Here is a 14752-nt window from a genome sequence, read left to right as displayed (position 1 = left end):
AGCTTGGCAAACCGATAGACCCCACAGACAGCCCAAAAACACTGAGGCCCGCAACGAATGGCGTTGCGGGCCTCAGTGTTGGCTCGGACTAGCTATTCCCGGTCAGCAGCTCACTCGTTGCGGCGACGGGCAATCAGCAAACCGGCTCCTGCCAAGATGAGCGCGGCCGCTGCAGCCACGGCGAGAGCGATGTCCGCACCGGTGTCGGCCACCTGTTGCACTTCCTTCGCCGGTTCCTTGGCTTCCGGCTTGGCCCCAGGCTTAGCCGGCTGGGCCGGTTCGGCAGGCTTGCTCGGCTCAACGGGCTTGGTGTAGACGTTATGGAACACAATGCCTTCCACGCCTTCTGGATACTCGACCGCGGCCACGAGGCTGCCCTTGAGGTCATCAGTCACTCGCACGGTCACGTCGTACTCGTGGTCGTCGTAGGTGATGGTCTTGTCATCGCCCTTGACCTCGTTTACCACATAGTGGTATTCCCCAGCCTTCTCGTAGCCAATGGTGCCGAACAAGGCGCTACCGGTTGCGTCATTGGTCACCGTCTGCACACCGTCAACTGCCGCAAGCGGCATCGGGGTGGATTCATCGGCTCCACGCAGACTGAACCTGAACTCGCCTTCACGCGGAGCGCGACCGTCGAGCAACTTGCCCACGCCGAACTGAACGGCAGTTGGAACTGCGGCGTACGTGTTCTCGAAAGCCATTGCCTTCACGGCGTTGCCATCGGAATCGGCAATCTGCCACTGCACTGCAAGGGTTCCGTCACCTTTGTCGGTAACTTGAGCGACCACCGCATAGGTGCGGTTGTCATAGGTCACGCCGTTGTCGGCGTCAGCGGCGTTCTCGCGGACCAGGTAGGCGTAGTTGCCAGGGGCGTCGAACGTGACTGCCGGCAGCTTCACAGAGCCGTCTGCCGCGTTCTTCGCGGTGCCAACAAGCGTGCCGTCCGCCTTGGTGAGGGCGAATTCGAACTCGCCGTCCTTCAAGTCACGACCGGCGATGGTCTTCGTCATCGGCACGCCACCGGTCACGACACCTTCCCTGTCCGGGTCGGTCGGCGACACCGGGTCGGTCGGCGACACGGCGTAGATGTTGGTGAACGTGAAGGGCATGCCTTCGCTGTCCTCCACGGCGAGGGTGCCATCTCCGTTGTCCCTGACTTTCACGTTGAAGGTCTTGGCACTGTCGTTGGTCACGCCTGGCACATTGCCTTCCTCTGTGACGGTGTATGTGAACGTCTTCTCACGCACCTTGTCGGTTCCGAATACGTTCTCCATGGTGTATTCGATGTCACCAAAGTTGACGTTGCCGGCTTCGTCGTTCGTGGTCTGCATGTTCTTCGGCATTGGTGCGCCTTCCGAACCGCTGATTGTGAACGTGTACTTGCCTGCAATCTCCGGAGCGTTGTCGCCAGACTTCACGTCGAGCTTCTTGGCTCCGATGATCGGCTTGCTGAGCTTCGAAGAGGCGCCGTACTGGTTGGAGAAACCAAGACGGTCGGTTCCGGCCGGGTACTCTACGCGGGCACTGAGAGTGCCGTTGCCTTCGTCGGTGACGATCAGTTTGATGCTGAACTCGCCATTCAGCACGGTCACGCCGCTCGTCGGGTCGGGCTCGTCCTCCGTGACGGTGGCTTCGTAGCTGTACGTAGTCACCGGCGGCGTCTTCGTGTAATCGACATTGCGAATGGCGATGCCGTTCTGCACGTCGTTGGCAAGGCGCTCGGCAGTGAACTCGATTGGAGTGAAGTCCACATTCCCGTTCGCATCGTTAGAGGCGGTGGCGATCACGTTGCCCTTGGCGTCGCGCACGGCGAAGTGGAATTCGCCGTCGGCAAGGTCGCGTCCGTGCAGCGTCTTGTGTGCGTTGATGCGCACCGGCGCTTCACCGCCAATCGTTACCGGCGCCGTCGCGTACACGTTGTGGAACGGCAGCACCGGCGTCTTCTCGCTGGTTTCAGTGCCATTGACACTCGTGTGCACGCGCATTGTGCCGTCGCCGTTGTCGGTGGCCCAGATCTGCACGGCGTAGACCTGCTCGTCCACGGTCAGTCCGTTGCCGGACTGCGCGCCAATCTGGTCGACCTCGAAGTTGAACTTCCTGCCCGAACGAACGTCGTCGTGCGTGAGTTCGAGTCCGGTGAACAGCCCCGGCACGGTGACAGTCTCGCCGCTGGCCGCCGCGTCGAATTCGTAGACGCCCGACACCGCGCGTGCCCGTGCCGTGTATCCGGCGCGCTGCATGTCTTCGTCGCTGCCGCGCACCACGAACTGGAATTCACCCTGTGCCTGCGCACGTCCGGTGAGCTCCTCGGTCACGTCGACGCCCGGATACGCCACGTTCTGCGTGGTGTACTTGTTCGTGAACAGGCCGTTCTCCACGGTGGTGGCGGTGACGAGATGGCCTTGCCCGTCGTCTGCCACCTCCACGGTGATCGTCGCGGTGTGCCCGTCGTACGCCATACCCGGCTGGTTGCCGGCGATTTCGGTGACGGTGTAACGGTAGACGCCCGAACGTGTGTACACGATCTCTCCGAAGTCGAAGCTCGCGGTGTCGCCGTCGGTCGGCTTGCCAACGGTGACGGTGGCGTTCTTCGGCATCGGGGCGCCGTCCTGGCCCTGGATCGTGAACTCGAACTGCTGGTTCTCGTTCCATGCCATGCCGTCGACGCGCTTGTGCAGCGTGAAGTCGGTGGGCACACCGGTCGCCGGCTGCGCAGAGTACTTGTTCACGAACTGAGATTCGCTCACCTTGGCTTCTGCTTGCAGATTGCCTCTGCCATTGTCGGTCACGGTGACGGTGATCTTCGCCGTGTGGCCGTCGTAGGCGACGCCGGGCATGTCGCCCTTCGTCTCCTTGACCGTGTACTCGTACGTGCCCACCTTGTCATAGGTGATATCGCCGAATATGACGTCCGCCGTATCACCTTCGGCAGGCTTGTGCACCGCCTTCGTCAGCACGCCATCCTTCGCGCCTTCCGGCATCGGAGCGCCGTCCTTGCCGGTCAGCGTGAACTCGAACGTGCGGTCCTTCGGCCACGCAATGCCCGTCAATTGCTTCGACAGCTTCAGATCGGTCGAACCGACCGTCACCTGATTCGCCTTGTATGTGTTGACGAATGCGGCATCGGTCACTTCGGCCTTCGCTTCGAGCTGTCCCTTGCCGTTGTCGGTCACTGTCACGGTCACCGTCGCTGGGTGCTCGTCGTAGGTGACTCCGGGCATATCGCCCTTCGTCTCCTTCACCTCGTACTCATACTTACCGGCGGACTCGTACTTGATGTTGCCGAAGTCGAAGGTCTGGGTATCACCGGAATCCGGCTTGCCGACGGTCTTCGTCAACACGCCATCCTTCGCGCCATCCGGCATCGGAGCGCCGTCCTTGCCGGTCAGCGTGAACTCGAACTCGCGATCAGCTGTCCATTCGACGCCCGTCAGCTGCTTCGAGAATTCCATACCGTCTGGCACGCCGTCGAACGACTGAGCCTCGTAGGCATTCGTGAAGGTGTTCGACTCGCCGATGCCGGTGATAAGCGGTTTGCCGGCGACATACCGGCCGAGGCCGTTGTCGACGACGGTGAACGAGGCGATCGCCGTACGTCCGTCATGCGTCATGCCGTCCGTCGTTGTGCCGGCGTTCCGTTCGCGCACATTGTACACATAGGTGCCGGCCTGACTGAAGGTGAAGTCGTCGAAGTGGAACTGGGCGGTGTTGCCGTTCTCCGGCTTGCCCACCGTCACCGACTTCCGTTCGGGCATCGCCTTCGTCAACACGTCCTCCGGCACATTGGACTGGTCCGGATTCGCCGTCAGATCGAAGGTGAACGATTCGCCGTCCTTCCAGTCACGACCGGTCACCGTCTTCGCGAGCTTGAACGACTGACTGCCTGCCGCGGCTGCGTACTCGTTCGTGAAGTGCGCGATAGCGTCAGTGGAGCCATCCACAGTCGTTTCGGTACTCATCGTACCGTCACCGTTGTTGTCGATGACCTTGATGCTGACCTTATGCGCGGCGAAGTCGTAGGTCACGCCGTTCTTCGTCGGCGATTCCTGTGTCACGTCTTCCGGCGGCACTTCGCGGACTGTGTACTCGTAGGTCTTGCCTGCGTCGTCTTGCGTGAACCGCAGTCCGGCGAGCAGTGTGCCATTCGCCGGCCAGACGAGCTCCTGCCCGCTGACTGCGGAGAACGGGTTGGTCGTCGTCGCATGCGCCGCACCGCCTGGCATCGGGGCGCCATTCTGTGGCTCGATGATGAACCCGAACTCGCCGGCGTTCATCGAACGTCCGGTGAGCGTCTTGCCAATGCGGAATCCGTCGGCAGTGCCTTCGGCACCGTAATCCACCGATGCGGCGTACGCGTTCGTGAACAGGTCGTTGCCGTCAGTGTTGCGCCTGGCTTCGAGTTGGCCGTTATTGTCGGTCACCTCGTACGTCACGGTATGCGTGTGCGTGTCGTAGGTCCAGCCGGCAGGCACCGGGTTCGGGATCTGCTCGGAGATGCCGAACGTATAGGTTCCCGGCTTCGTGAATACAATGCCTTCGAAGTTGATGTCGGTGGTGTTGCCGTTCTTGATCTCGGGCGTCTTCACCGTCATGGTGTCCCAATTGGTGAGGGTGTCGTTGTTATTGATCTTGACATTATTGGCATCACCCGAATCGAGCTTGGCCTCGAAGGTGAACTTACGGGCTTCGGCATCGCGTCCGGTGACTTTCTTTTCCACCTGCAACGTCTGAGGCTGCGTTGGCGTTGCCTTATACGTGTTCGTGAACTCGATGCGCTTCGCGCCGTTCGGGTACCCAACCGTGGTGATGAGATCCTGGTTTGAATCGCGGCTCACCGTGATCGTCACATCATACGTGTTGAGGTCATACGTCATGCCATTGAGCGTCGGGCTTGCACCTGTCGGCACATCCTCGCGCACATGGTACGTGAAGGTCTGGCTGGTCTGGCCGTTGAGTGCGGCATTCGTGAATGTCGGGTTCCAGCTCCAAGTGCCATCTGCTTTCACGTCGACGGGCTGGGTGGGAACGGCTGGACCATTGTCCGGGTTATTACCAGCAGTAATAATCACCTTGAACTTGCCGTCCTCATTCGGATTGCCTCCCGTTTGGTCGGTGTAGTTCTTGTAGCCGTTAACAATTGGTGCGGACTCGTTCTTGCCGAGGAACCTGTTCGTGAACCTGGCGTAATCCGTAGGCTCTGCCGGGTTGACTGCTTCATACTGGTCGTTGTAGGTCTTCTTCATGTTGACCGAAGCGGTCATTGTGCCATTACCGTTGTCCTCGACGGTCACGGTGGCGGTGTAGCTTGCACCGGAGTACTGCATGCCTGCCTTGTCACCCGGATTCTCGCTTATCACATATTGGTATGTACCGGGATTGGAATACTCAATCCCACCAAACGAGAACGGGTATGGTTGGCCGGCCTTATAGCTGCCATTGTTCTTCACCGACACGGTTGCTGGGTTGGGCAGAGGATTCTTCGAATTCTCCCCAAGCGGCGAAATGGTGAACGTGAATTCCTCACCCGGCTGCCAATCGCGATTGGCAAGCACTTTCTCACCCTTGATTGAACCAGTTGCAAGCGTCGTCGGCGTGAGCGCATAGGTGTTCACGAAGTCCAGATTGGTCGTCTTGTTCTTTTCGATCGTGCCGGAATCATTGGCATGATTGACACTCCAGCCTGCTCCGCCATGGTTGGTTTGCTCCACCGTGGCTTTGAGCCCCGGCGTCAGACCATACACGGTGACGCTTTCGCCGTCCTTGAGCTCGAACGTCTGTCCATTCGTCACGGTCATGCCTTCCCCGGCAATGACGGCCTGGAATTCGCCATCCGCACCCGTGCCTTCGAGCTGCAGTGTGAACGGGAACGATTTGTTCGGGTCACGCTTTGCGCCCTGCGGCCACACAACCTTCTCCGTCACATGCAGCGTGCCAACTCCGGCAAGCGTCTGCTTGCCGTTGTTGCCGAGGCGCACGGTGACATTGTTCATCTGCCATTCCGGCGCGATCGCATTCGACGCGGTGTTGGTCGTGTTCGGTTTCTTCGGAGCCGTGTATAGACGCGACAGTCCGGTACGCTCGGTGCCTGCGGGAGCATAGTAATTCCCCTTGCTATCCGCAACCGCCTTGCCGTACGCGTTGCTGCCGAGCACGTCGATCCACTGCTCGTGCTTCGCATTGTTCGCGTAGTACGTGCGCTGGTAGTAGTAGGTCTTCGTCACGCTGTTTTCGATGGACTTCGCCGGGTCTTCCAGATTCTTGGAATTGTACAGCGGCGTGTCCTGCGTGAAGTAGTAGAAGTCGTTCGTCGTCGCCGGCGTGAACACGGCGGTCGTCGTACCGTTCGCCGCCGCCGGTTGTGCCGACGTGTCGTAGGCGTTCGTCAGGAAGTACACATCGCCGCTCGCGTCGGTATGCTGTGCGATGTACTGACTCATCGCCGCATCCGGCTTGGCCACCTTGTCTCGCACACCGTCTTTCAGCGCAACGTCGTAGAACAGGCGGATCGGGTGCGTGCGTGCGATGCTCGTCGTCACGTTGCCGTCTTTGTCCACCTTCGCCGTGTACAGGCGCAGCGGTAGCAGATCCGCCGGCACTTCCACCCTCACGGTGTCGCCGGTCTTCTCGCCGTTGTCGGTGACGGTGATCTTCAGGTCCTGCAGATTCGCGGCCTTGTAGACCTCATTGCCGGCGACTTCGCCGTGGAACGTGTAGGTGGTCGTGTTGCCGTTCTTGACCACCGCGTTCTCGGCGTCGGGATCGAACGCGAACTTCGTTCCTGCGAAGATCACGCTGTTCATCGATGTGACGGTCATATAGTCGCCGAGCTGATCGGTGAACGTCACCGCACCTTTCCGCTCACCGGTCGTGCCATCTTGCGATTCGGCCTGGATCGGTGAGGTCGGGTTGCTCGAGACCTCGCTCCAGATTGTGTTGAACACGGCATTGAGCGTATCGGCGTCGGATGCGGCAAGGTAGTAGTTTGAATTCGGGGCTTTGGCACCCAGATTGGTATAGGTGGTGGCGTTCGGGTAGTTGCTGGAGACGCCCTGCATGAACGCATTCGACTTGAGCTCAATATCGCTCTTGCCGGTCACACTCGACACATTGGCATCCGGATTAGCGCCCGTGAAGATGCCTACCGAATAAACCGATGCGCCATTGGTCTTCATCGTTTTCGCTGCGCCGATGGCATCGTTGGCCACGTCGTTCTCAAAACCATTTGATTTGGTGGGCTGGCCATCGGTGAAGAAAATGACGATCTTCGAGGCATCGGCACGCGCATTGCCAAGAACGGTGTTAGCCGTCTGCATGCCCAGATCCGCTCGTGTGGCGCCGGATGCCTTCAGGTCGTCCACGGTAGACTTCAGGCCACTCAGGGAATCGGTCAGGCCGCTTCGCGTATTTACGTCACTCGCGTAGGTGACGAGACCGATGCGGTTCTTCTTGTTCGGGTCGCTCACCTTGGCGTTCGCCGCAATCGTCTGGTCGATAAAGCCATTCACCGCCTGCTTGAGCGCATACATGCGCGTGTCTTGAGTCGTCAGCCTCCGCCGGCTGTAGAACTGCGTATGCGCGGCGTCACTGTCGGCGGCGGATGTTTTCGGAGTCACATAATGCCTGCTGCCTCCTGCGTCGTAGTACCAGCCGTTTGCTGAACTATAAACGCGTGTCATTGATCCACTGACACGAACGTAGTACCGTTTGCTGGTGGTGATGTCGGCCGCATATACGGGGTCATATGCATACTCATCATCGCCATCCATGCCCCATGCCATCGACCCCGAGGTGTCGAGCACGAGCACGATATCCAACGGTTTCGTCACATTCGAGACGCCGATGAGCTTCTGCGCGCTCGACATCGCCGAAAGACCGACAAGGAACGAACCGTCCTTTGGTGCGACAGTCACGTGATTGTCGTCATATGTCTTCAGCGTCACCTCTTGGGTAGACACCGACTTGTCGGTCCACACGCGTCCGGTGGAGCGTGGGTCGGTCGGCTCGCCGATGCCCTGCTCCCACTGGGTGAACGTCGTCGGGTCGGCGATCATGTTTCCCGCCGCCTGCGCCGGGATCGCCACCAACGCCACGGTCACTATCATCGCCGCGCTGATCACGCCGGCGATGGCCTTCTTCGTATTTGCGCTTATGGAGCCGAAGAGTCGCTTCCCCCACTCGCGCAACTGCCGTATGTCCATTGCAATGCCTTTCTTCTCGCATCTCCCTGAGAAGAAAAGCACTAATATGAGCCCCTCCCCGCAGAGATCTGGCAGTCAAGAATTCGCCCGAAGCAAACAATCCCTGCGTCACCAACGATTTCCTGACTTATATATAAATATACATGCTATCAGCGAAACGTATACAAATCACCGACATCTCATTTCTGTGTCCACATTTTCCCATCGCCCCACCAAATCTCCCCACCTTCTTCGCATCTCCACCCCTCACTCGCAGATGACGAAACCCATCCCCCCAACTTTCGTCATCTGCCGCGTGCCTTCTGGCAATCGACGAAAGATCGTCAATCTTTGGTCGATTCCTATACACGCGCACAACAAAACGACCATATCCCACCATCCTGCGTAAAAAGAGTCATCAAATTGCCCATAACTGTCCCCAATTACGCACGAGCTGAATCTGCGAACTGCGTCGAACTACATCGAACTGCGCCGAACTGCACTAGTTGCTGGTGAGGAACTTCTCGTTGCCGCGCGAGAAATCGAGCACCGCGCCCGCGAGCTGCGTATGGTGCTCGAGCGTCGGGTCGGCATCCAGCAACAGCTCGGCCCGCTTGCGCGCATCGGTGATCATGGCGGCATCCTTGACCACGCGCAGCAGTTTCAGGCTCGAGCGGCCGCCCGACTGTGTATCGCCGAGCACATCGCCGGCACCGCGCAATTCGAGGTCTTTTTGCGCAATCAACGCGCCGTCGAGCGAATGCGCGATCACGTCGAGCCGCTGCTCGGCAATGCTGTTCGGCTCAGCCTGCGACACCAGGAACGCCCAGCTGTGCGTGCCGCCACGGCCAACGCGCCCGCGCAGCTGATGCAGCTGGGAGAGCCCGTACCTGTCGGCGTCGAAGATCACGATGCAGCTCGCCTGTGGCACGTCCACGCCCACCTCGATTACTGTGGTCGCCACCATGACCGGCGTCTGCCCGCTGGCGAATTCGGCCATCACGCGCTCCTTCGTCTCGTCGTCGTCGCGGCCGGTCAGTTCGCAGAATCGCACGCCTTGGAACTGTGGCAGCGATTGCAGGCGCTCGGAGATCTCATGCACTGAATGTAGCGGCGCACGTGCGTTCGTCTCGCCGAGGTCCTCGTCGCTGAGCAGCATGCCGTCGTCGGAATCGGCGCGCGCATCGCCGCCGCTTTCCCCGCCCTCGGCGTCTTCAGTCGACTCCTCGATGCGCGGGCACACAATGTATGCGCGCTCGCCGGCGTCTATGCGGTGGCGAATATGCCAGAACATCTCGGCCATGAGCGGCGCGTTCTCTTCGGGAATCACCACGGTCTGGATCGGCTTGCGCCCGCCCGGCAACTCGGTGAGCCAGGAGATGTCGAGGTCGCCGAACCAGGTCATCGCCGCCGTGCGCGGAATCGGCGTCGCCGTCATCACCAGCAGATGCGGGTCCACGTCCGACTTCGAACGCAGTGTTTCACGCTGTTCCACGCCGAAGCGGTGCTGCTCGTCGATCACCGCGAGCGCGAGGTTCGGTGCCTGGAACGACTTCGAGAACGCGGCGTGCGTGGCCACGACGATGCACGGCTCCCCGCTTGCCGCCGTGCCGAGCACTTTGCGTCGCTCGGCGAGCTTCATGCCGCCGGTGAGCAGCAGCACGGGCGCGCGGTTGAACACGTTCGAGATCGATTGGTAATGCTGCTCGGCGAGCACCTGCGTGGGCGCGACGAGCACGGCCTGGTGCCCAGATCCGACCGCCTGCAGCATCGCGCTCACCGCCACCACCGTCTTGCCCGAGCCCACTTCGCCTTGCAGCAGGCGCTGCATCGGGTGGTCCTGGCACATGTCGTGGCTGATCTCGTCGACGACCTCCCGCTGGCCTTTCGTCAGTACGAACGGCAGCGTGTCTATGTATTCGTCGCGCAGTTGCACGTCGGAGCACACGTACGCGTTGTGCTCGCGCGCATCGTGCCGGGCGCGGATCAGCGCGGTCTGGCATACGAACGCCTCCTCGTAGCGCATTGTCGTGATCGCCTGCGTGAACGCGCCCACCGAGTCCGGGTCGTGAATCTGCGAGAATGCCTGCGCGCGGTGCATCAGATTCAGCTCGGCCAGCAGATTCCCCGGCAGAATGTCCGGGATCGCGGCATCCAAATGCTCGCGAATCTGCGGATTTTCCGCATACAGCGTGCGCATGTGCGGCTGCGCGGTCTCGTCGTCGGCGTGCATCGCGGTCGCCGGGTCCTCGCCGGCGAGCAGACGCAACACATAGAGGATCGTGTCGTGAATATGCTCGCTCGAGATGCGCGAATTCGCATGGTAGACGGGCCGCGGCCGGCAGACGCGCTGCAGACCCTCGGCCACCGTGCTCACATCGGCCCGCAGATTCGCGCCGCCCACGGTGAGCAGTTCGGGGTGGGTGAATTGCAGACGGTCCATATACATGGTCGGATCCCCGGCAATCACCACGTGGCCGTCGACGCGCAAGCGGCCGGCGAGCCAGTCCACGTACGATTTGCGATGCGAGAAGAACACGAGCGTGGCCAGCGAACCGCGCACATGGAGCGTCGCGGCGAACTCGTCGTCGTCGACGAGCACTTCCACACGGTAGCCGGCGCGCGCGTTCATCGGGCTGACACGCACGCTGCGCACGCGCACGGCGCACGCCATCTTCTCCTTGAGACCGGGCTGGGCCTGCACGAGCGCGCGCACGGGGACGGGATCGGTGACGCGGAACGGGTAATACGTGAGCGCGTCGCGCACGTCGAGCACGCCGAGCTTCTTCAGTGCGCTCACGCGACGTTTGTTGGCGAGCAGAGCGTGCAGCGGCGTCTCGAGCGTCACGTCGCGCGTACCGTCCTGCCGTGCCATTGCCGCCTCCTTGTTGTCATAGTCTATCCCACGCCCGCAGATTGCGAAACCCGCGCCCCTTCCCTGCGTAAAAAGAGACATATTAGGTGCGCTAAACGTCCCCAATTACGTCCTATTTTTGCGTAAAAAGAGACATCTAAGCGCCCCTGCCTGTCCCTTTTTACGCAGAGAAAGGAGCGCACATACGAAAAGGCCCCGGGAGCCGAACTCACCGGGGTCTTGTCACTGTATCGCTTACGCTCACGCAACCTTCACTCGCTGAACCTTGCCAGCCTTGAGGCATTTCGTGCACACACGCAGGCGCACATTCTGGCCGTCGACGGTGGTACGCACCGGCTGGAGGTTCGGGAGGAAGCGGCGCTTATTGCGAATATGCGAGTGCGAAACGGTATAACCGGTCTGCGGTCCCTTGCCGCACACTGCACAACGAGCTGCCATAATGGACTCCCTATATTACTATTGACTTGCAAGTCTGCATGCCCGTATGCTCCGCATACACGAAGCACAGTCGAACACGCAACTTCACAATATTACATGAACCGTGCCGACAACGCAAGCCCATGATTCTCTTTGTGCACCACACTGCGCACAGACCGGGCATTTCACCGCGGTCTGCCGCGTTTTCAGCGAGTTCTCAGATTGTCGGGTAGAATCGCGCATAACGAGATCTGCGAAGCGGCAGAATCAAGAAAAGGGGTGCTATGCTGAGCGATATTCTTCACTCGATCCAGGCGAAACGCGACCACGAGCCCACCGTGATCTCACTTGGGCAGGTGTGGGTGGATTCCATGATCAAGGTTCCCGAGTTCCCGGCACCGGGCTCGTTCATGAACGCGGAGAGCATCGCGAGATCGGTGAACGGCAGTTTCGCGGTGCTCGAGGCGGCGAGCCGCATGGGCGCGCAGACCGAGCTCGCGGGCATCCTCGGAACCGGCCCGTGGTCCGACATGATCCGTCGCGCATTGAAACGCGTGAATGTGAGGCATACCGGCATCACGAACAAGGGGCTCGACAATGGCCTGCGGCTGGTGATCAACGACGGACAGGAACGCTCGTTCATCTCTGCTCCCGGCGCGGAGGTGCGCACCGACGCGCACACGTTCGACGACATGCACCCCAAGTCCGGCGACGTCGTGCACATCAGCGGCGCATCGTTGATGAACACGGGCGCGGTGGCGGTGGGATCGTTCATCTCACGGCCTGAATGCGCGCCGGATGTGCGCGACTTCCGCATTGTGCTCACGCCCACGAGCATGATGTCCACGGTGAACGAGCGTCTGCTTGAAGACATCGTGCTGCTGCACCCGATCTGGGTGCTCAATCGGCAGCAGGGGCGCGCGATTGCAGACCGGCTCGGCATCGAGGTGGATGAGACGGCCACCATGCGCGTCGACGGCGGCTTCGACGATTCGATGAGCGCGCTGTGCGACGGGCTTGCCGATGTCTTGCGCGCGCCCGTTGTGCTGCGTGCCGGTTCGCGCGGCGCGTGGGTGCGTCGGCATGGCGAACCGGTGCAGCACATCGACGGATTCGAGACGAAGGCCACGCATATTCGCTCGGCCGGCCCCACGCACACCGGTGCGCTGTGCGCGCTGCTGGCGAATGGGTGGAATCTGGAAAGCGCCGTGCAGATTGCCAACGCCGCCGCGTCGATCGCAATCACGAAGGGCATCAACGGCGTGCCGCAATGCCCCACCTACGACGAGGCGGTCGCCTTGGTCACGAAGGCGCTCAAAGACGCCGAGCACGCCGACTGACGCCGGTCAGCGCGCGCAGCCGGCGCCTTCCTGCAGTGCGCGGCACATCCACAGCAGCGTCGGTTCCGCGGAATACTCGGCGAGAATCTCCACACCGTCGTAGGCGGCGAGCGGAACGCCGGCATCGGCGAGCAGCATGGCCGCCCGCGTGAGCGTCTGGATTACCGGCTGGGTCGGCGAGATCGGGATTCCGGCCGCCTGCAATGAGCCGAGCGCGTGCCCGCGTGACGGTGCGGTGGGCCGCGCGTCCACCGTCGCGGTGAAACTGCGCTCGTCCCGCTCGCCGTCGTCGTCCGCGGAGCCAATCTGCGCGAGCAACGCCTCCATCGCCTGGCGCGCGACGCCGGTGTACGCGGTCTGCGCGGCCACGGTGGACGCCACATAGTACGCGTCGATCGCCGTGTCGGTCTCGCCCGCCATCGCGAACATCTGCCCGAGCAGGCAGTACAGGAACGCCACCTCGTCGGGCACCACGGCGAGCTTGAGGGCCTGCCGGATGGCGTCCACCGCGCGGGCCGTGTCGCCGGCCATCGAATACGCCATGGCCTCGGCGATGCCGCCCTGCACGCTGGTGGGCGAGATGCGCTGCAGTTCCTGCAGTTCGCGCAGTGCGTCATCCAGTTGACCAAGCTTCATGTCAAAGCGCGCGAGCTCGGAGCGCACTGCGGCGATTGCACCCGGCACCGTGCGGTACCGCGTCGCCGCATCACCCGCCGCCTCGGAGACCAGCAATCGCAACGCCTCCCGCTCGCAGTACAGCGGCTGGCGAATGGACGTGCTCACCGAAAGCTCCTGTTTGAGCGTCGTGAGCGCCCCGCCGAGCTCGACCACGGCGGTGACCGGCGAATCCGCGTTCTCCTGGGCGATCTGGTGAATGTCGCGAATGCTCAGGCTCGCCTGATCTGCAATGTCCAGATCGCACACGCGGTCGGCGCGCAGCAGGCTCTTCAGCGAATCCGGCAACTCGCGCGCGTCCTCGCCGAGTGGCGTGCGCAGTTCACACAGCGACTCCGGCAGCTCGGGATCCTCCGTCGGCGCGAACCATCCGTCGGCGTCGAACTCCACACGCGCGCTGTCCACGTCGAACGCGGCGAGCAGCTGCGCGGGGTCGACGTCGAACTGGGCGTCATCAATCGTGCCGTCCGCAAACAGCTTGGCCGTGGTGAAATGGAAGTCGACGCGGTTGAACCCGAGCGAGAACAGCGTCTGGCCATCCGGTTCGCCGGCGCGCGCGATCACCGTGACACCAATGATTCCCGTGTTCACCGCGAATCCGATGTTCGCGAGCAATGCCGCCAAGCGCAACGCATATGCCGCCGTCCACTGCGCCCGCTTGCCGGTGCAGTCGCGCGCGCGACCGTGCGAATCCGGCACCGCGGTGGGGAACTGCGTCGGCTCGGGCGCGCCGAATGCCACTGCCATGTCGCCGGTCGCCGGGTTCACCTCGACGCTCGTGCTCACGTGGAACGGCAATTGCAACCGTTCGCAGATTGTGTGGAACCGCGTCATCACATCCCACACGCCGCCCGGCTGCGCTTCGACGCCGTAGATTGTGCGGAACGGATTCGGCGCGCCCTCCGCCCTGCCTACGAACTGCGCGTGCTGCGACCACAGATGCGTCGCCTCAATGAAATCGAGCGCACTCTCTTGTTCTGCCATATCCCCTACTCCTGCTTTGCATTGCTTCACTGACACGCAGTATACGCACCACTCGCCCCGCGGCATACATCTCCGTGCCCGCATTTGCAGATTTCCCACCCCGCAGCCTCCCCCTGTTTCTCACCTCCCAGCCTCTCCTTCTTCTTCTGCTTCTCCTTCTGCGTAAAAAGAGACAGAACCAACCCTCCAACCGTCCCGAATTACGCAGACTCGAATATGCGCGCCGCCACTCTGCGTATCTGCGTAAAAAGAGACAGAAATAGCCGTCCAACTGTCCCAAA

Annotated in this window: 5 protein-coding genes; 1 reads left to right on the top strand and 4 read right to left on the bottom strand. The window is 61.5% G+C overall.

What is annotated here, in order from left to right; translation table 11 throughout:
• Window positions 1-110: 110 nt before the first annotated feature.
• From OGI63_RS01965 to rpmB, 3 genes are all read right to left on the bottom strand, one after another.
• On the bottom strand, window positions 111-8201 hold the full coding sequence (locus OGI63_RS01965; RefSeq protein WP_004268352.1) for a Spy0128 family protein: 8091 nt from the start codon (window positions 8199-8201) through the stop codon (window positions 111-113).
• Window positions 8202-8682: 481 nt separating this feature from the next.
• Complete coding sequence (locus OGI63_RS01960) at window positions 8683-11055, bottom strand: ATP-dependent DNA helicase RecG (RefSeq protein ID WP_004268350.1); 2373 nt, start codon at window positions 11053-11055, stop codon at window positions 8683-8685.
• 240 nt (window positions 11056-11295) lie between these two features.
• Window positions 11296-11493 carry a 50S ribosomal protein L28 gene (gene rpmB, locus OGI63_RS01955; protein ID WP_004268348.1) on the bottom strand — a complete coding sequence of 66 codons (198 nt, stop codon included), beginning with the start codon at window positions 11491-11493 and terminating at the stop codon, window positions 11296-11298.
• A gap of 263 nt (window positions 11494-11756) precedes the next feature.
• Here rpmB and OGI63_RS01950 point away from each other — a divergent pair, with 263 nt between their 5' ends.
• A complete protein-coding gene (locus OGI63_RS01950) occupies window positions 11757-12812 on the top strand; it encodes a PfkB family carbohydrate kinase (RefSeq protein ID WP_004268342.1) in 1056 nt (351 codons plus the stop codon).
• A 6-nt stretch (window positions 12813-12818) separates the two neighbouring features.
• Here OGI63_RS01950 and OGI63_RS01945 read toward each other — a convergent pair whose 3' ends face one another.
• Window positions 12819-14471, bottom strand: a complete 1653-nt coding sequence (locus OGI63_RS01945) for a tetratricopeptide repeat protein (protein ID WP_004268340.1) — start codon at window positions 14469-14471, stop codon at window positions 12819-12821.
• Between the last annotated feature and the right edge of the window lie 281 nt (window positions 14472-14752).

It is taken from the genome of Bifidobacterium sp. KRGSERBCFTRI (assembly GCF_025908335.1).
This window is presented reverse-complemented; position numbering and strand designations above follow the sequence as displayed.

Excerpts from the sequence above, each read along its gene's own strand:
- OGI63_RS01950 (WP_004268342.1), top strand. The coding sequence starts at position 11,757 with ATGCTGAGCGATATTCTTCACTCGATCCAGGCGAAACGCGACCACGAG.
- OGI63_RS01965 (WP_004268352.1), bottom strand. The coding sequence starts at position 8,201 with ATGGACATACGGCAGTTGCGCGAGTGGGGGAAGCGACTCTTCGGCTCC.
- OGI63_RS01945 (WP_004268340.1), bottom strand. The coding sequence starts at position 14,471 with ATGGCAGAACAAGAGAGTGCGCTCGATTTCATTGAGGCGACGCATCTG.
- OGI63_RS01960 (WP_004268350.1), bottom strand. The coding sequence starts at position 11,055 with ATGGCACGGCAGGACGGTACGCGCGACGTGACGCTCGAGACGCCGCTG.
- rpmB (WP_004268348.1), bottom strand. The coding sequence starts at position 11,493 with ATGGCAGCTCGTTGTGCAGTGTGCGGCAAGGGACCGCAGACCGGTTAT.